This window comes from Yersinia aleksiciae (genome assembly GCF_001047675.1).
Lineage (GTDB): Bacteria > Pseudomonadota > Gammaproteobacteria > Enterobacterales > Enterobacteriaceae > Yersinia > Yersinia aleksiciae.
This window is the reverse complement of sequence record NZ_CP011975.1, coordinates 2,268,134-2,286,076: the sequence shown is the minus strand read 5'-3', so window position 1 is coordinate 2,286,076 and position 17,943 is coordinate 2,268,134. Positions and strand designations below refer to the sequence as shown.

Genomic DNA, 17,943 nt, shown 5'->3' with positions numbered 1-17,943 from the left:
TCGGAGCGCCCATCGGTGCAGTCGCCCCGCCCGTCACCGAGCTATAAATGAGGTTTGTCCGCAAGCTCAGAGCGCGGTCAATCGCGCTCTGTCCCCATAGTTCTATACCAAAGAGAGTGCTAATAGCGTAATAGGATGCTCACACTTCTTGCTGGTCGACATCTCAATCTGCCATTTGCAGGTTTCGCAGTCGGTAATCACCAGATCGACGCCGCTCTCTTCAATTTGCTGGAAGAGCGATGCGCCTATCCCTTGCGCTGTGGCGTAATTCTCTGATTTAAAACCATAAGTTCCGGCGATACCACAACACTGAGAATCCAGCACCACCAGCTCGATATTGGGGATCCGCTGCAATAAAGCCAAGGTATAGGCGGTCCAGCCCATTTTCTCCATGTGGCATGGCGTGTGGTAGGCGATGCGCAGTGGCTTGTTTTCTGAGGAAAAAAGAGGTTTTAGCGGTAATTCGCGCCCCTGATCCAATAAGCGGTAGAGGTAGCGCGTTGCCAGCTCCACTTTGTCGCGCACTGGCGCAGTATCAACATCCAACAGATGTGGATATTCATCGCGCAGTGTAAAGGTACAGCTGGAGGAGGTGGCAACCACCGGAATATCCCGCTCAATCACGGCGTCCGTCAGTGATTCCAGATTGACCCGCGCCTGTTTTTTCGCCTGCTCAATAAAGCCGTTGGCGATCAGCGGCACGCCGCAGCATTTCTCCCGCTTAAGCAGTTGCACGCCAATGTTCATCGCGTTGAATACGCTGACTAAATCTTTCCCCAGTTGCGGGTGATTGTAGTTAACGAAGCAGCCATGGAAAAACGCGACCTGCTCCGCATATTGCTGCTGTTTCTCGGCCTGTTTGTGATACCAACGGCGGAAGGTGCCGAACGAATATTTCGGCAATTCACGGCGGTGGTCGATCTTCAGCGCTTTATCCAGCAAGGTCCGCACCGGTTTCAAACCAGTGACTGCATTGATAACGGGCGCGAATGGCGTCGAGAGAGTCCCCATGAAGTCGGTATGACTGAGGATCGCGTCGCGCAGTTTCGGTTTATGGCTACTGTAATTGGCTTTAGCGCGCTGGATGATGTCACCGATTTTGACATCTGACGGGCAGGCGACCTCGCAGCGTTTGCAGTTGGTGCAATACTTCAATGCATCGTCGTATAGTGCCGGATCTTTCAGGCGCAGGCGCTCACCGTCGGGACCCGCTTGCTTCGGCCCTGGGTAGAGCGGGTTGACCTTCGCCACTGGGCAATAGGTGGTGCAAACGGTGCATTTGATGCAACTTTCAAAACTGTTATCCCGTGCCAAGTGCTTATCCTGCGGTAGATCCTGAGAAAAAGTGCCGCTCTCTTCATGCTGTGGCAACCCTGTCATAATGTCACCTCCATGGCGCTGACAATCTGCTCTGCGACGAACAGTGCGCTCGTCAGTGATACCCCCGCGCCACAGCCCTGTTGCAGCGGATCGTATCCCCCCAATACCGCACCGATCACATGCAGATTATCCAGTGCAACACCGCCACGCAGCGCCCGAAGGCGGTTGTCGGTGTTGACACCAAATTGCAGGTAAGGCTGCGGGGCAAACATATTGCTGCGGCTCCAGTCAGCTCGGTTCGGCAGCGATAAGATATCCAGATCCAGTATCGGCTCGTAGACATGCTCGAAGGTGGCGACCAGCCCATTGCTGAAGAAGCTGCCGCTGGCGAGCACTATTTGGGCCGCACGCAACGGAATGTCACCGTGGTTGCGGCTATACAGTCCGGTAATTCGGTTGCCCACCAGTTCGGCGCGCAGTACCGCGTCACCCGGCATGGTGATGCCACCCAATTGCTGGAAGCGCTGGCGCAACGCCTGATGTAAACGAATGCCGAGTAACGAAGGCGGCAGTGTCGGCAGCAGTTGAATGGGTTTGCCGACTGCCGCACGCAGGGCCTCCAGCGGCGCGGACTCATCCAGCCCGATACAGGCTGGCAGTAAAATCATTTCCGCATCCGATGATAAGCGCGACAGTTCATCGGCCAGTGGTTGCCGATTCTCCGGCAGATCCAACAGGCGGGCGATGTTCACCGCACGGAATTCACTGGGGTTATCGCGCAAGCGGTCGAGTGCCGGTAAGTGCAGATAATCCGCCGTGGCTTCGACACCCTGCTCCTGCAAAGCACTGGCGACCATCTGTGGCTGAAAATCGAGGAAGCCTTCGATGCCGATGACCGCGACATTTTGCCATGGCAGTGGGCCTTCCAGTGGTGCAACCGGAATATCCGCCGGGCTGAGCCAAGTGGGTCGGCAGCCGCCTAATGGCGTCAAGCGCAGGTGATTTTTTGCCGCACTGCCCACCAGTTTCAGGCCACAGCGCTGTAATAGGGCTTCGGCTTGCGGGGCTAATTCACTCAATTCGCCCACTGATCCGGCTTGGCGCATTTTGCTGTAGGGATGTTCAGGGGCCAATTCGGCCAACGCATTTATTGCCGATAACGGCTGGCTGACCGCTCGCCCGTCGGGTAATTTTGCCAATAGATCCAAAGAGCCAGAAGAGAAGTGCAGCGCATTTTGGCCCGCGCTGACAATCGCACAATATTTGCCTTGCTCGGCCAGTCGTATCCCACAAGCCAAGCCCGCTAACCCACCACCGATGATAATGACATCAAATTTCATCGTGTTTCTCCTGAACAGGGGCCACGGACGGGGTGTCATCCAGACCACACAATCCCTGATATACCCAATGGGTAAACTCACTCTCCCGCAGCGCATCGCCCCAAGCTATCGGGCGCACACCTTTCCAACGCTCATTGAGAAATTGCACCAGTTGTTCGCGGGATTGTTGCGGTGTCGTCACTTTAAAGTGGCTAAGTAAGCCAGCAGCCCGACAGGCGCAGAGTTCGCCCTGACAGGTGCCCATGCCAACGCGGGTGCGGCGGCGTAAATCCAGCAGGTTGTTCACGGAGAGCGATTCAACGGCATAACGCACTTCCCCCGCAGTGACCGCTTCACATTCGCAGACCAAGCTGTTATCGAGGCGATTCCCCGCTAACAGCTGTGTCGCGCGGTCACCGTGGCGATAGACCGCAGAACCACGAATGCTGGCAGGCAGCGAAATCACTTTGCTGAGGGTCTGTTCCGCCGATTGTTGCGAACCGGGTAGCGGCTCTTGGGCAGTGGTGCAGTTCGCGGTCACGCCCAGTTTTTCGCACACTTTGTCGGTGGCCCACTCCGCCATCAGGCGGTAGGTCATCAGTTTGCCACCCGTGATAGTGATGAAGCCCTCCAGCCCATCACGGCTGGCGTGATCCAGTAGCACGATGCCACGACTGACGTTGCGCCCTGACGGGTCATCATCACTGGCCACCAGCGGCCTAACACCCGCGTAAGCCCGTAGAATGCGAGTTTGCGCCAGTTGCGGCGAGAGTTTGGAGCCTTCGCGAATTAAGGTATCCACCTCTTGCGCGGTGACCACCATATTGTCGATTTGGTCGTATTCGATGTGTGTAGAGGTGGTGCCGATCAATGAGATGGTATCGCCGGGGACCAAAATGTCCGCATCCGCCGGTTTACGGCAGCGGTTGATCACCATGTTATTGATCCGATGGCCGAGGATCAGTAGCGCGCCTTTGGCAGGGAACATGCGGATACGAAGATCGGCATATTCGGCAATGTGTTGCCCCCAGATCCCGGCAGCATTTACCACTATCTGCGCATGGATTTCATATTGGCGGTGATTTTTATGATCGTAAACGCGCACGCCGCTCACGCGATCACCTTGGCGTAATAGCCCGATAACCTCGTGATAAGTCAGTACATTGGCACCGTGCTCACGGGCATCCAGCATATTAGCGGCGGTTAAGCGGAAGGGATCAACGGTGCCATCTGGGACGCGGACGGCGGCAATCAATGCAGGATTGACGGCAGGTTCCAGTCTTAGCGCCTGCTTGGGATCAATGGCCTGCGCTTCAATCCCCGCCTCCTGACAGCGGGCGATAAATTGCTGCTGATAGTCCAGAGAGTCTTCCGGCAGGGTGATAAACAGGCCATCGGTTTGTTCAATACAGTGGCGAGCAATACGCTTGAGAATCCGGTTCTCTTCAATACATTCACGAGCAGATTCGCCATCAGTCACCGCATAACGTGCGCCACTGTGCAACAAGCCGTGGTTACGGCCCGTCGCGCCAGTGGCAATGTCATGTCGTTCCAGCAGGGTACAAGCCAAACCCCGGCGGGCGCAGTCACGCGCGATCCCTGCGCCGGTTGCGCCGCCACCAATAATGATGACATCCGTTTCTGTGTAAGGAGAACTGTTCGTCATGAAAGACCCCGCATGATTAGACAGCCGCTTGGCGGCTAATTATGCGTCTATTGAGCCACAGTCTTTATGGGTATTGTTTGATAAGGAACAAAAACGAACCGAAAACGAAAATATTGTGGTGCTTTAAAACCATGATTGTGATCAAAGTCACAGGTATTTTCTCATTACTGGTTTCAAAATGTTAACCAATCGCTCAAAATTGCCCCCGCTTTCATATAACTGTAACAAATGCGCCATCACTCACAGATAAGTGGAGCGAATTTATCTAGCATGGTGTTCGTTATAGAACATAAACGAGAGCACGTTAGCCGTTTAACCACCGGGTAGAGACACCGGGGTAAAAAACAACAAAAAGCCATCGGAGGCACTCATGTTGAGTATTTTCAAGCCCGCGCCACATGTGGCACGGCTTCCCACAGACCAGGTCGATCCAACTTACCGCCGCTTACGCTGGCAAATATTCATGGGCATTTTCTTCGGTTACGCTGCCTACTACCTCGTGCGTAAAAACTTTACTTTGGCCATGCCGTATTTGATCGAACAGGGGTTCTCTCGCGGGGATCTGGGTTTCGCACTATCCGGTATTTCTATCGCTTATGGTTTCTCAAAATTCATCATGGGGTCGGTTTCTGACCGCTCGAATCCACGGGTGTTCCTCTCCGCGGGTTTGATCCTCTCAGCTGCCGTGATGCTGTTTATGGGCTTCGTGCCTTGGGCAACCTCCAGTATCGCCGTGATGTTCGTGCTGCTGTTCTTGTGCGGCTGGTTCCAGGGTATGGGTTGGCCGCCGTGTGGCCGGACCATGGTGCACTGGTGGTCGAAGAAAGAGCGCGGCAGTATCGTGTCAGTCTGGAACTGCGCCCATAACGTGGGTGGCGGTTTGCCGCCATTACTGTTCCTGCTGGGGATGGCGTGGTTTAACGACTGGAAAGCAGCACTCTATATGCCTGCTTTCGGTGCCATTCTGGTAGCATTGATTGTCTTTGGTCTGATGCGTGATACCCCTCAATCCGTGGGCCTACCACCGATTGAAGAGTACAAAAACGACTATCCAGACGACTACAGTAAAGAAGCAGAAGAAGAGCTGACAGCCAAGCAGATCTTCATGCAGTACATCTTGCCTAACAAGCTATTGTGGTACATCGCGATTGCTAACGTTTTTGTTTATTTGCTGCGTTACGGCATCCTCGACTGGTCACCGACCTACCTGAAAGAAGTGAAACACTTCGCGCTGGATAAATCATCGTGGGCATATTTCCTGTATGAATACGCTGGTATTCCAGGGACGCTGCTGTGCGGTTGGATGTCCGACAAAGTGTTTAAGGGCAATCGTGGCGCAACTGGCGTGTTCTTTATGACGCTGGTGACTATCGCAACCATCATTTACTGGCTGAACCCGGTTGGTAATCCGGGTATCGATATGGCCTGTATGATCACCATCGGTTTCCTGATCTATGGTCCAGTGATGTTGATTGGTTTACATGCCCTTGAATTAGCACCGAAAAAAGCAGCAGGGACGGCCGCAGGCTTCACCGGTCTGTTCGGTTATCTGGGCGGTTCGGTCGCAGCGAGTGCCATCGTCGGTTACACCGTTGACTACTTCGGTTGGGATGGTGGCTTTATGGTCATGATCGGCGGCAGCATTCTGGCCGTTATATTACTGATCGTCGTGATGTTCAGCGAGAAGAAGCATCACGAAGAGTTGGCGAGAAAGCAGGACTTATAAGTTCTGATAGTTCAGAGAGTTAAGTTGTATATGGGCTGTGCCGTTATTTATGGATTGGATAGCGACATAGCCTTTTTTTACCGTTTTTTCACACCCTAGCCTATACCCAATAGCTTTCGCGACGCAGCTAACACCGCTACTGTTTGAAAGATAAAGGGGAAAAATGGAGCACTATCAATGCAAACCCACATCAAAACCGTGTTGGCGAGTATTATTCTGGCATCCTCAGTCGCGAGCATCGCGCATGCAGCAGAGTCATCCTCCGCTGATAAATCTGCCCTCACAAAACCATCAGTAAATAAAGTCGTTATCGCGCATCGCGGTGCCAGTGGTTATCTACCTGAGCACTCCCTGCCCGCTAAAGCCATGGCTTACGCGCAAGGCGCTGATTATCTGGAGCAAGATCTGGTGATGACCAAAGATAATGAGTTGGTGGTGCTGCACGACCATTATCTGGATCGCGTCACGGATGTCGCCGATCGCTTCCCCGATCGCGCACGCAAAGATGGCCGCTATTACGCCATTGATTTTACACTGCCGGAAATCAAGTCACTGAAATTTACCGAAGGCTTTGATATCGATAAGAACGGTAAAAAAGTGCAGAGCTATCCGGGCCGTTTCCCGATGGGCAAATCTGACTTCCGTGTGCACACTTTCCAGGAAGAGATTGAATTTGTTCAGGGGCTGAATCATTCGACCGGTAAGAACATCGGCATTTATCCTGAAATCAAAGCACCTTGGTTCCATAAGCAGGAAGGCAAAGACATCTCCACTAAGGTGTTGGAAGTGTTGAAGCAGTATGGCTACACCAGCAAAGCCGATAACGTTTATCTGCAATGCTTTGATGCGAATGAGTTAAAGCGCATTAAAAATGAGCTGGAACCGAAGATGGGCATGAACCTGAAACTGGTTCAGTTGGTGGCTTATACCGATTGGAATGAAACCTACGAACAGAAGCCAGACGGCAAATGGGTGAATTACAGCTACGACTGGATGTTCAAGCCAGGCGCCATGAAGCAAGTGGCACAGTATGCTGACGGCATCGGTCCTGACTACCATATGCTGGTTGTTGAGAGCTCCACGCCGAATAACATCAAGTTGACGGATATGGTTAAGGAAGCCCATGCCAACAATATGATGGTTCATCCGTTCACTATCCGTGCGGATAAACTGCCTAAATACGCCACTGACGTGAATCAACTGTTCGACATTATCTACAACCAAGCGCAGGTTGATGGGGTATTTACCGACTTCCCAGATAAGGGTGTGCAGTTCCTGCAAAAGCAGGGGCAGCATCAGTAAGTTAACGTCCGTAAGTTAAAATAAGAAAGGGGTGCGATAACGATTATCGCACCCCTTTTTTGTTTACTGCCAATGATGGATTAACAGGAAAGCCGCCGTTACTTATCGGTGCCTAAAAACATCTTGCGCAGATAGTGTGGCACCGCATCATCCGCATTCGAACCAATCACTTCCAGATTCGGCAGCATATCTTTCAGGCGCTGATGTGCATCTTGCATGATACAACCTTTGCCGGACATAGAGAGCATCTCTAAATCATTCATGCCATCGCCAAACGCGATGCACTCTTTAAGTGAATAGCCGATGATTTTGGCAACTTGCTCCAGCGCATGGCCTTTGGATACCCCGCCCCCCATCACTTCCAAACAGGTCGGGAAGGAGAAGCTGACATTCACGCGATCGCCCCAACGTGCGTTGATGGCCTCCTCCAAAATCAATAACTTGTCATGATCTTCGCAAGTAAAGTAAACCTTGCACACCCCTTCGGTCGGCAGCAACGCCGGTTCAAATACCTGATAGTTGAACACTGATTCGCGGAAGAACTCTTTCTGCGCTGGGCTTTCGCGGTTCATGTACCAGTCATCGTTCAGATAGACGTTGGTCAGAATATCGGGGTTGTGGTGCTCAATATTGTACAAATCACGGGCAATGTCGGCATCGAGGTTATGGGTGAAAATCAGCTCCCCCTCAGTGTTATGTACGCGGGCGCCGTTGGAGGTGATCATAAAGGCGCTGATCTCCAGGCTGTCACGGATTTGCGCCACATCGATATGATGGCGGCCAGTGGCAAACACAAAGTGCACATCACGCTGAGTCAGTAACTTTAGGGTCTCTTTGGCATAAGGCGTCAGAAGGTGATCTGGTGATAGCAGCGTGCCATCTAAATCGGAAGCAACGACATGATACATAACGGTATGTTCTAACCTCTGGTGGCGTCGGGGCCTTCATGGCCGACTGATGGTTGATATGGCACAGAAAGTTGATGTTGCGCAAAAAAGCGCAATATGGCGCTGAGCGCCTCGGCACGCAGTGTGTCCCGCTCGAACAGGATCTCATGGCGTGCACCTTGAATGACCTTAGGCTGCCCCCCTTCGCAAGGGTGCCCCGCCAGCGTCATTGCCTGAGAAAAGGCATCATGGGCTGGGTTATGTACCACCCGATCTTCACTAGCCTGTAACAACAGTACCGGTGTGGTAATTTTATCTGCTTCGGCGATAATTTGCTCACCCACCAGCAGACTCTCACGAATCCAGTGATAGGTTGGCCCGCCGACGCGAATTTCAGGGGTGTCGGCATATTGGCGCAAATAGCGGCGATAGCGCTCACGGCTATGGGTCAGCATATTGACCACATAGGGCAGTGGCCGCCACTGCCCAGTGCCAATCGCGTAATAATCCCGCATCTTCTGATGCCGTTCGGCCCAATCAACAATCCGGTGCGCCAGCCAACCCGGCATCGGTAAGTGGATGCCAAACATCGGCGCACATAAAGCCACAGCATCAAAGGCTGTCGGCTCTTGGGCCAGAAAACGCGTCAGAATCGCCCCCCCCATGGAGTGGGCGAGTGCAAAACGCTGCTGATAATGGCTATGGGTAATTTCGCGCTGCACCAACAGTGCAAAATCCTGAATATAATCATCGAATTTGATCACATGACCACGGTGGTGATCGGCGAGCATCCGCCCGGATCGGCCCTGCCCGCGATGATCCAGCACGATGACATCATAGCCTTGCTGGAACAGATCATAAGCGACTTCAGGATATTTGACGTAGCTTTCGATGCGGCCAGGCACCACCACCACTACGCGAGTATGTTGCGGCGCGCAAAAGCGGACGTAGCGGATAGGGATATTATCGACGCCGATAAACTCATCTTCATCCCGCTGTTGCCAGAAATCCAATAATGGCCCGTTCACAAAAGCGGCAAACTGCGCTTCGCGGTTAAGCCAATTATTCATGTGATTATCTAACGGCATAGTGTGATTGATTGCATCCTTAAGCCGATGGAAACTGCGATTATGTGAGCCATAGCACAACAATGAGCAATGGAGTATTGTGGCATAAAATAACGCGTTCAGGGAACTTTGCCGATGACCTTAGACTGGTGGTTAACCTATCTGCTGACAACACTTATCCTCAGTCTCTCCCCCGGCTCGGGTGCCATTAACACCATGAGCACCACCATCAGTCATGGCACTCGCGGGGTTATCGCCTCGATTTGCGGCTTACAACTGGGGCTGGCCGTTCATATTGTATTGGTTGGCGTGGGACTTGGCGCACTCATTTCACAGTCACTACTGGCATTCGAAATATTAAAATGGCTCGGTGCGGCTTACTTAATCTGGCTCGGTATTCAACAGTGGCGGGCGGCGGGTGCACTGGATTTACATGCGCTAGCCAACAGCATGCCACGGCGGAAACTGTTTAAACGTGCGGTGTTTGTTAACCTCACTAACCCGAAAAGCATTGTTTTTCTCGCCGCGTTGTTCCCGCAATTTGTGCTGCCACATCAACCGCAAGTGGCGCAATACCTGATTCTCGGCAGCACCAGCGTGATTGTCGATATCATTGTGATGATGGGTTACGCCACCCTCGCCACCCGCATTGCGGGCTGGATTCGATCACCCCATCAAATGAAATTGCTGAACCGAATTTTTGGTGGCTTATTCATGCTCATCGGCGCGCTATTGGCAACCGCCAGAAAAGTGTAATGCGGCCATTAAAAAATGAGGCACCAACCGGGACAATCCACCGGTTGGAATATCATGACAGTCGCCATAGAATTTAGCGGGATAAAATCAGGTGGATACCAAAACCGGCGAACAAGACGCCAGCCAAGCCATCAATCCATTTGGATAACCGCTGATAACCACGGCGCATCACTGGCAGGGCAAAGACACAGGCCACCACGCTAAACCACACGAAGGTTTCAGCCACGATCAGTACAAACAATCCCCAACGCGCGCTGGCGCTGACATCATCGCCAACAAACAGTGAGAACACACTGCCGAAATAGATCACGGCTTTCGGGTTCGAGAGATTGGTCAGGAAGCCTCGCAGGAAAGTCCGGCCACGCGCAGGCAATGCCACTTGCACCTCACCGTCAATTCCATGACGTTTGGCACGGGCAGATTTCAATAATTGCCAGCCCATCCAGCACAGATACAAGCCGCCACCGACCATGATAATTTGGTGCAGCCACGCCATTTTCTGCAAGATCAGATTCAGCCCCATCAGTGCTACACCCGCCCAGACAACAATGCCGAGGGAGATCCCGATTACGCCTTTCATCGCCTCACTGCGCGAACGGCTGGCGGCGGTTTGTGAAACAAAAAAGAAGTCAGGCCCTGGACTCATCAGCGCGACCAAGTGAACCAGTGCAACGGTCAGAAATAGCATTAGCATGAGAATGTTCTCTTTGCAGGGAAAGCGGCATGTTAATCATCGTTGTTGTCGACATGGTCGCGGATCATTGCCATAAACGACGCACCAAAGCGCTCGAGTTTGCGTTGCCCCACACCCGTGACACTCAACAGTTCGCTGGCAGTAATCGGCATCTGTTCTGCCATCTCCAGCAAGGTCGTATCGTTAAACACCACATAAGGCGGAATATTGCCTTCGTCAGCGATAGATTTGCGCAATTTGCGCAATTTGGCAAACAACTTGCGATCGTAGTTGCCGCCATAGGATTTCTGATTGGCGCTGCTGCGCACCTTCAGGCTTTGAATACGCGGCACCGCCAGTTGCAGCGGCAATTCAGCACGTAATACCGGACGCGCGGCCTCGGTCAATTGTAAGGCTGAAAACTGGGCAATATTCTGGCTCAGTAGCCCCAGATGAATCAGTTGGCGCAATACACTGACCCAGTGTTCGTGGCTCTGCTCGCGACCCAAACCGTACACCGAGAGTTTGTCATGACCAAACTCGCGGATGCGCTGGTTATTGGCCCCACGTAGCACTTCGACGATATAACCCAAACCAAAGCGCTGCCCAACGCGGTAAACACAAGAGAGGGCTTTTTGTGCATCAGCCAGGCCATCGTAACGCTTGGGCGGATCGAGACAGATATCGCAGTTGCCGCACGACTGCTGTTTACCCTCACCAAAATAGTTGAGCAGCACTAATCGACGGCAGGTTTGCGCTTCAGCAAACGCGCCCATGGCGTTTAATTTATGCCGCTCGATATCTTGCTGCGCACCCGCCGGTTTCTCTTCCAGACAGCGGCGCAACCACGCCATGTCAGCCGGGTCATACAGCAGCACCGCCTCGGCGGGTAAACCATCACGCCCAGCACGTCCCGTCTCCTGATAGTAGGATTCGATGGTACGTGGGATATCAAAATGGACCACAAAGCGGACGTTGGGCTTATTAATCCCCATGCCGAAGGCCACGGTAGCGACCACCACCTGCAAGTCATCACGTTGGAAAGCTTCCTGCACCTGTGCGCGCCGTTCGTTATCCAGCCCCGCGTGGTAAGCGGCGACACTCAAGCCACGGCTTTGCAGACGGGCAGTGGTGTCTTCCACTTTGGCGCGGCTGTTGCAGTAAATAATGCCACTTTTTCCGCGCTGGTCTTGGACAAAGCGCCACAATTGATCGAGCGGTTTGAACTTCTCTACCAAGGTGTAGCGGATATTCGGGCGGTCAAAGCTGCTAACCTGAATCAGTGGCTGATCCAGATTGAGTAAACGCACGATATCGCCCCGTGTGGCTTCATCAGCCGTGGCGGTTAGAGCGATAACGGGTAGATTGGGGAAACGTTGCTTAAGCTGCCCAAGGGCGCGGTATTCCGGGCGGAAGTCGTGACCCCATTGGGAGATGCAGTGTGCTTCATCCACGGCTAACAGCGCAGGACGCCATTGATGCAGTTGATCGAGAAAACTCTCCATCACCAGCCGCTCTGGCGCAATATACAGCAGTTTAATCTGACCACTGCGGCACCCGTCCATCACCGCCAATTGCTGCTCGCGCGTTTGTGATGAGTTTAAGCACCCCGCACCCACGCCATAGGCCAGCAGTTGGTCAACCTGGTCTTTCATCAGGGAAATTAAGGGAGATACCACCAGCGTTAGCCCGTCGGTCACCAGTGCCGGGATCTGGTAACACAAGGACTTACCACCGCCCGTTGGCATCACGACCAGACAGTCTTGTCCTGATAGGGTGGCGTTGATAATTTCCTGTTGTCCGGGCCGGAACTGCTGATAGCCGAAAGTATCTCGCAATACTTGCACGGCCAGTAATTCCCTATTTATCACTGCTGCGGTCGACACACGGTTCCCCAACTATAAGATCTGCACAGGCCGGTTAACCGGCCTGTGTCTGAAACTTTTCTAACGCCGGATGACGTTAAAGGACATCATTCAACATGATACCCACACCCACCCGTGTTTGCCTAAAGTTATAGTCAATCATTGACTCACCATAGCCGCTGAACACTTGCGTGTAGAAGCGAACATGACTGGTGATTGGGTAGCTCCAGCCCATCTCCGCGCCACCGAAACCGGTATTCCAGTTATAGTGACCATCAATGCTGAACACGCTATCACCCAAGGCATAACCGACTTTCAGACGATAATAACCCATGTATTTATTGATATCTGGGTTGTCATCTTTGGCATCATTTTCCGGCAGACGATACCAAGGCTTCAGGTCAATTTCCAAATCGCCACGCTGTGCCATCACACGGGTATAAACGCGATCCCAGCTCCGTGAGGTGGGGTCTGCTTTCCCGTTGGATTGGTGGTTATAACCAAACTCCACTTCACGGAAGGTCCAGCCCGCCACTTCGTAATCTGTTGCCCATGCCAGGAACAGTTGCGGTTCATAGTTGGTTTCACGGAATGGCGAGGATTCATCGCTATTCGACGCCTGCCACCAAGAACGCTGAGTATAGGATGCACCCAGCAGTGAGTTCTCGCCGGCAATACCGCGCCAGATAGGGAAACCTAAACTCAGCTGAAATTTAACTTCATCTTTCTTGGCTTGCTGAGCCCAATCATAAGAGCTAATCGCGTCTTTATTGATATCGCTGGTATAGGTATATAACAGGTAGTTTGTTTCATACGGATAGAGCAGGAACGGATTATCGTGGTCCTGTAACATTGCCGCGATAATACTGCCGCGCACCGTAGGTGCATCATGAATCTTTTCAACCGTTGCTGGCTCCGCCTGTACCAAAGTGGGTACCAAGAATAACCCTATCAATATCCGCCACAATCTGCCCATTATCATCCCCTATCATCTTACGGATTATTTCTATTTGTAATGAAAACAGCTCATTCTACACACAAATGTTATCTGGCTTTAGCATTGTTTGGATTTATGGCTCAACGACTGGAAAACAACAAAATAGAAGCATAAAATAAACAATCAATTAACTTATGACTTTGTTACCCGTGGGTAATATCGAAGAGAAAAGAGCGCAATGTCAGTCACCCCCTTAACACTGGACGATGCTCGCCGCATGATCGGCGAAGTTTTTGTGTATCACATGCCATTTAATCGTGAGTTAGGGCTGAAGTTAACCCGTTTCGAGCAAGATTACGCTGAAATCACGTTTGATAATAATGACAAATTGGTCGGCAATATCGCACAACGCATTCTGCACGGAGGGGTTATCGCCGCCGTATTGGATGTCGCCGCTGGATTGGTTTGTGTCGGTAACAGTCTGGTGCGCCATGAACCGCTAATTCAAGAACAACTGCAAATGAAGTTAGCCAAAATGGGCACGATCGACCTGCGTGTCGACTATCTGCGCCCCGGCCGTGGCGAGCATTTTATTGCCAGCAGCAGTATTTTACGCAGTGGCAATAAGGTGTCTGTCGCCCGCGTCGAGCTGCATAATGACCAACAAATGCATATCGCCAGCGCAACCGCGACCTATCTGGTTGGCTGATTTGATTTTCTGCGGTGATGATTCGTAGCCAGAAGTTGAGTACACTCACAGCATCTCCTCTTGTTCTGAGCCACACCATGGATAAACAACGAACCCGTCAGGGCATTTTTTTTGCTCTGGCTGCCTATTTTATTTGGGGTATTGCCCCGGCTTATTTCAAGCTGATTCAGCAGGTGCCAGCAGATGAAATTCTGACCCATCGGATTATCTGGTCATTTTTCTTTATGCTGATTCTGCTTACGGTTAGCCGTAATTGGCCGCAAGTCCGCAATGCCTGTAAAAATGGTAAGCGCCTGTTATTGCTGGCGGTGACTGCAGTGCTGATCGCCAGTAACTGGCTCATCTTTATCTGGGCGGTGAACAATAACCATATGCTGGAAGCCAGTTTGGGTTACTTCATCAATCCGCTGGTGAATGTGTTGTTTGGCATGATCTTTCTTGGTGAGCGCTTTCGTCGTATGCAGTGGGTGGCGGTCTCATTGGCTTTCGCTGGGGTATTGATTCAGCTGTGGCAGTATGGTTCTCTGCCGGTGATTGGGCTGAGTCTGGCGATTACCTTCGCGTTGTATGGCCTGATACGCAAAAAACTGGGGGTTGATGCCCAAACCGGGATGTTGGTTGAAACTATGTGGCTGTTACCGATTGCCGCAGTCTATCTGTTCTTGATTGCCGATAGCCCAACCAGCCACATGAGCGCCAATGCCTGGTCACTCAACGTGCTATTAGCCGCCGCTGGGGTGATTACCACTATCCCGCTGCTGTTCTTCACTGCCGCCGCCTCACGTTTAAAGCTGTCGACACTGGGTTTCTTCCAATATCTCGGGCCAACCCTGATGTTTATTCTGGCGGTCACCTTCTACGGTGAAACCATTGGCAACGATAAAATGGTGACCTTTGTCTTTATCTGGGCCGCTCTACTGCTGTTCACTCTGGATGCGCTCTACACCCAACGCAAAAGGCGTCACGTAAAAGACGTCTCGCAAAAAAGCGCCTAATACTCGTCGCCCCACGCACCACAAAACAAAACGCCCGCTGACGAAATCAACGGGCGTTTTTTATCGCAGCAAAGGTTATAACCAGTTTTTGCGCTTAAAATAGAGATAGGGTGCCAGTCCCGCAATAATCATCAGCCCAATCGCCGCCGGATAACCGAACGACCAGCGCAACTCAGGCATAAACTCAAAGTTCATCCCGTAGCTGGACGCCACCAGCGTTGGCGGCAGAAAGACCACCGAGACCACCGAGAAGATCTTGATAATGCGGTTCTGCTCGATATTGATAAAACCCATGGCCGCCTGCATCAGGAAGTTCACTTTCTGGAACAGGGATTCATTGTGTGGCAGCAAGGATTCGATATCGCGCAGCACTTCACGGGCCTGCTCCAACTGACCGCTGGGCAACCGCGCCTTACGTACCAGGAAATTCAGCGCTCGCTGGGTATCCATCAGACACAACCGCACTTTCCAGCCGATATCTTCCTGCTCTGCCAAGGTAGAGAGCGCGGCATCATACTCATCACCCTGTTGGCCTTCCATTATGACGCGGCTGAGCGCTTCCAGATCGCTGTAAATGTTTTCGATTTCATCAGCCAACTGCTCAATTTTGGTTTCGAACAGATCCAACAGCAGCTCATAAGCATTGCCATCAACCAGCGTCTGATTACGTGCTCGCATACGATATAGCCGGAAGGCCGGTAATTCACGCTCACGCAGGGTATACAGGCGACCATCACGAATAGTAAATGCCACGGTTGAGTTACCGGCGTGGTCTTCCGCATCTTCGTAATAAAAGAAGGAGTGGATATGCAAACCATCTTCATCTTCAAAGAAACGGGCGGATGCTTCGATGTCGTCCAGCTCTGGCCGGGTTGCCAGGCTTTGCCCTAACTCAGACTGGACGCGTTCCCGCTCGCCCTCTTCCGGCTCGACTAAGTCGACCCAAAGTGAGGTGGTCAGGTCATCTGCTTCATCCAACTCCAAACGGGATAAGCGATTGTTGCTTAATTTAAATGCGCTTAGCATGTGCCAAAACTCCCTTGCGGTGAAGGATAGGGATAACGCATTGAAGCACAGAAACAGATCAGTATTGAGAAATACTCTATGTTTCAGACCATTAAGGAGATCTGACTCACAGCGACGATTTAGCGGGGCCGCTGACAACCACGAAGGCTATCAGCAAATAGGAGGATAGCCTTAGAAGTTGCACCATATGAACAGGTTATTGAGCCAGCATCTACTGGGTGTGTCCAAGGCGAATGTCCTCATAAAGAATAGTGCGCGCATGTTACGCCGAGAAGAAAAAGACTGTCAACAGAGCGTTCAGAATTCTGTACTCAATTCATTATGATAATGCGGGATTTTCTGCCTGCCGACACTCATCCTAATAGAATAGGATACCCCCAGCCGAGACTCGCTGGCACGACGGTCACAAAAATTTAATTAAAGAGTGATGTGTAAAGTTGGCGGGTTAAGGCTTAACGCCCGTAATAATACTGAAATAGCCTGCCGCAGGTAATATCTCGATATCACGAAACCCCGCGCTGTAAAGTATCTGTTTCATTTCGGAACGAGAATACTGCTTGCCTTGGCTCCAAATTAACATAGTGACATTTAATGCAGCGACCGCCAATGGGCCAGCTACATCATCATCAAATAACATTTCATGAATAATAATCCGGCCACCATGGGGTAAGGCGTCGTAGCTTTTCTTAGTCAGAAATAGATTTTTCTGCGCTGGCCAATCATGAAGTACATTGGAATAGAAATGAAGATCAGCATCGGGATAAGGTTCAGACCACATATCGCCAATATGAATTGAGATATTCTCTTCCAGGCCATAGGATTTTATAAATCCGGACGTAATACGTCCGACTGGGGCAAGATCATAAATAATGGCGCGAAGATGAGGCCAGCGAGTCACCGCCCCCACTGAATGCACCCCCGAGCCACCACCAATATCTAACATACAGTGGTAATCCGCTAAATTCAGTTTATCTGGCCACACACTCGCCGCGCCAACACTGATGCCATGCATCGCTTTAGTAAAAGCTTCTGCTTTTTCAGTGTTATATATGCTCTCTTCAAATAGTGTCACCTGCTCCTCATCTTGCGTTTCGCGCGTTCTCACCACCTGTTCTAAATTAGCCAGGGAGAAATTATCCCCAGTGCTATAAATCAGATCCCAATAATGGCCACAATAATTAGGACTTTTTTTAAGTAAAAACTCTTCGGTGACCTTGGTGAGTTTATAGCGACCATCCTCTAGCTCGACCAGTTCCAGCGCCACGACCACCGCCATGACGACCTCAACAGACCTCAATTCAATGCCAATAAACGCACAAATTTCGGAGGCATTTTTATTATCTTTAGCAATAAATTCAAATATACCGAAATGGTGCGCCAGTATTGCGGTCGGATATAAATATAAGCTGGTCGCTATATTGAATAGCGTTTTATCGTCACATTGTGCTTTCTTAATCACTCTAATCATATAATCTCCACAGTAATAGCAGTCATATAAATTAACTTTCGTGAAAAATAGCCTGAATCAATATCAGAAAATAAATCCTGATGCTGGATTGACTAATTCCAAACAAATGACGGTTAAAACTATACGTATATTTCTCATATAGCCGCATTACTCTTTTTTAGTTAAATTATGATATAAAAAAAACCGAGGTCATAATTGACCTCGGTTTTACGTATCCTGCATCTTCG

The 17,943-nt window shown here is 51.3% G+C and carries 15 protein-coding genes; 5 read left to right on the top strand and 10 right to left on the bottom strand.

Features of this window, described 5'->3' with window-relative positions:
* Window positions 1-102 precede the first annotated feature (102 nt).
* From glpC to glpA, 3 genes are read right to left on the bottom strand one after another with little or no spacing between them, the layout of a single operon-like run.
* Complete coding sequence (gene glpC / locus ACZ76_RS10290) at window positions 103-1,380, bottom strand: anaerobic glycerol-3-phosphate dehydrogenase subunit GlpC (protein WP_048618861.1); 1,278 nt, start codon at window positions 1,378-1,380, stop codon at window positions 103-105.
* Window positions 1,377-2,660 (bottom strand): glycerol-3-phosphate dehydrogenase subunit GlpB, encoded by a 1,284-nt coding sequence (glpB, locus tag ACZ76_RS10285; protein ID WP_048618860.1) that lies wholly within the window; start codon window positions 2,658-2,660, stop codon window positions 1,377-1,379. Before glpB ends, glpC begins: the two co-directional genes overlap by 4 nt.
* Window positions 2,650-4,305 carry an anaerobic glycerol-3-phosphate dehydrogenase subunit A gene (gene glpA, locus ACZ76_RS10280; protein WP_048618859.1) on the bottom strand — a complete coding sequence of 552 codons (1,656 nt, stop codon included), beginning with the start codon at window positions 4,303-4,305 and terminating at the stop codon, window positions 2,650-2,652. The genes glpB and glpA overlap by 11 nt, the downstream gene beginning before the upstream one ends.
* 370 nt (window positions 4,306-4,675) lie before the next feature.
* Between glpA and glpT the strand changes: the two genes are divergently transcribed.
* Window positions 4,676-6,031, top strand: a complete 1,356-nt coding sequence (glpT, locus tag ACZ76_RS10275; RefSeq protein WP_048618858.1) for a glycerol-3-phosphate transporter — start codon at window positions 4,676-4,678, stop codon at window positions 6,029-6,031.
* A gap of 177 nt (window positions 6,032-6,208) precedes the next feature.
* Window positions 6,209-7,333 carry a glycerophosphodiester phosphodiesterase gene (glpQ, locus tag ACZ76_RS10270; protein WP_048618857.1) on the top strand — a complete coding sequence of 375 codons (1,125 nt, stop codon included), beginning with the start codon at window positions 6,209-6,211 and terminating at the stop codon, window positions 7,331-7,333.
* Between the two features lie 98 nt (window positions 7,334-7,431).
* Here glpQ and yigL read toward each other — a convergent pair whose 3' ends face one another.
* Together yigL and pldB are read right to left on the bottom strand one after the other, a co-directional pair.
* Window positions 7,432-8,241, bottom strand: a complete 810-nt coding sequence (gene yigL / locus ACZ76_RS10265) for a sugar/pyridoxal phosphate phosphatase YigL (RefSeq protein WP_048618856.1) — start codon at window positions 8,239-8,241, stop codon at window positions 7,432-7,434.
* 11 nt (window positions 8,242-8,252) lie between these two features.
* Entirely contained in the window at window positions 8,253-9,308 is a 1,056-nt protein-coding gene (gene pldB / locus ACZ76_RS10260) for a lysophospholipase L2 (protein WP_048618855.1), read from the bottom strand.
* Between the two features lie 114 nt (window positions 9,309-9,422).
* Here pldB and rhtB point away from each other — a divergent pair, with 114 nt between their 5' ends.
* Window positions 9,423-10,043, top strand: a complete 621-nt coding sequence (gene rhtB, locus ACZ76_RS10255; RefSeq protein WP_048618854.1) for a homoserine/homoserine lactone efflux protein — start codon at window positions 9,423-9,425, stop codon at window positions 10,041-10,043.
* Between the two features lie 73 nt (window positions 10,044-10,116).
* Here the strand turns inward: rhtB and rhtC are convergent, their stop codons facing one another.
* The 3 genes from rhtC to pldA all read right to left on the bottom strand — a co-directional run bounded on the left by rhtC (window position 10,117) and on the right by pldA (window position 13,557).
* Window positions 10,117-10,737, bottom strand: a complete 621-nt coding sequence (gene rhtC / locus ACZ76_RS10250; RefSeq protein ID WP_048618853.1) for a threonine export protein RhtC — start codon at window positions 10,735-10,737, stop codon at window positions 10,117-10,119.
* A 32-nt stretch (window positions 10,738-10,769) separates the two neighbouring features.
* Window positions 10,770-12,602: an ATP-dependent DNA helicase RecQ gene (gene recQ, locus ACZ76_RS10245; protein WP_048618852.1), complete on the bottom strand. Its 1,833-nt coding sequence runs from the start codon at window positions 12,600-12,602 to the stop codon at window positions 10,770-10,772.
* A gap of 76 nt (window positions 12,603-12,678) precedes the next feature.
* Window positions 12,679-13,557: a phospholipase A gene (gene pldA, locus ACZ76_RS10240; protein ID WP_048618851.1), complete on the bottom strand. Its 879-nt coding sequence runs from the start codon at window positions 13,555-13,557 to the stop codon at window positions 12,679-12,681.
* A gap of 199 nt (window positions 13,558-13,756) precedes the next feature.
* On the opposite strand from pldA, the gene ACZ76_RS10235 reads away from it, so the two are divergent.
* Together ACZ76_RS10235 and rarD are read left to right on the top strand one after the other, a co-directional pair.
* Window positions 13,757-14,227: a thioesterase family protein gene (locus tag ACZ76_RS10235; RefSeq protein ID WP_048618850.1), complete on the top strand. Its 471-nt coding sequence runs from the start codon at window positions 13,757-13,759 to the stop codon at window positions 14,225-14,227.
* Between the two features lie 77 nt (window positions 14,228-14,304).
* Window positions 14,305-15,222 carry an EamA family transporter RarD gene (gene rarD / locus ACZ76_RS10230; RefSeq protein ID WP_048618849.1) on the top strand — a complete coding sequence of 306 codons (918 nt, stop codon included), beginning with the start codon at window positions 14,305-14,307 and terminating at the stop codon, window positions 15,220-15,222.
* Between the two features lie 75 nt (window positions 15,223-15,297).
* Here rarD and corA read toward each other — a convergent pair whose 3' ends face one another.
* The gene (corA, locus tag ACZ76_RS10225; RefSeq protein WP_048618848.1) at window positions 15,298-16,248 is read right to left on the bottom strand and encodes a magnesium/cobalt transporter CorA; all 951 of its coding nucleotides are present in this window, start codon (window positions 16,246-16,248) and stop codon (window positions 15,298-15,300) included.
* Between the two features lie 445 nt (window positions 16,249-16,693).
* Entirely contained in the window at window positions 16,694-17,716 is a 1,023-nt protein-coding gene (locus ACZ76_RS10220; RefSeq protein ID WP_048618847.1) for a methyltransferase, read from the bottom strand.
* Window positions 17,717-17,943: the final 227 nt, after the last annotated feature.

Bases quoted from the DNA above. Each gene is read 5' to 3' on its own strand.
- glpC (WP_048618861.1), bottom strand. From the start codon at position 1,380: ATGACAGGGTTGCCACAGCATGAAGAGAGCGGCACTTTTTCTCAGGAT.
- glpB (WP_048618860.1), bottom strand. From the start codon at position 2,660: ATGAAATTTGATGTCATTATCATCGGTGGTGGGTTAGCGGGCTTGGCT.
- glpA (WP_048618859.1), bottom strand. From the start codon at position 4,305: ATGACGAACAGTTCTCCTTACACAGAAACGGATGTCATCATTATTGGT.
- glpT (WP_048618858.1), top strand. From the start codon at position 4,676: ATGTTGAGTATTTTCAAGCCCGCGCCACATGTGGCACGGCTTCCCACA.
- glpQ (WP_048618857.1), top strand. From the start codon at position 6,209: ATGCAAACCCACATCAAAACCGTGTTGGCGAGTATTATTCTGGCATCC.
- yigL (WP_048618856.1), bottom strand. From the start codon at position 8,241: ATGTATCATGTCGTTGCTTCCGATTTAGATGGCACGCTGCTATCACCA.
- pldB (WP_048618855.1), bottom strand. From the start codon at position 9,308: ATGCCGTTAGATAATCACATGAATAATTGGCTTAACCGCGAAGCGCAG.
- rhtB (WP_048618854.1), top strand. From the start codon at position 9,423: ATGACCTTAGACTGGTGGTTAACCTATCTGCTGACAACACTTATCCTC.
- rhtC (WP_048618853.1), bottom strand. From the start codon at position 10,737: ATGCTAATGCTATTTCTGACCGTTGCACTGGTTCACTTGGTCGCGCTG.
- pldA (WP_048618851.1), bottom strand. From the start codon at position 13,557: ATGGGCAGATTGTGGCGGATATTGATAGGGTTATTCTTGGTACCCACT.
- ACZ76_RS10235 (WP_048618850.1), top strand. From the start codon at position 13,757: ATGTCAGTCACCCCCTTAACACTGGACGATGCTCGCCGCATGATCGGC.
- rarD (WP_048618849.1), top strand. From the start codon at position 14,305: ATGGATAAACAACGAACCCGTCAGGGCATTTTTTTTGCTCTGGCTGCC.
- corA (WP_048618848.1), bottom strand. From the start codon at position 16,248: ATGCTAAGCGCATTTAAATTAAGCAACAATCGCTTATCCCGTTTGGAG.
- ACZ76_RS10220 (WP_048618847.1), bottom strand. From the start codon at position 17,716: ATGATTAGAGTGATTAAGAAAGCACAATGTGACGATAAAACGCTATTC.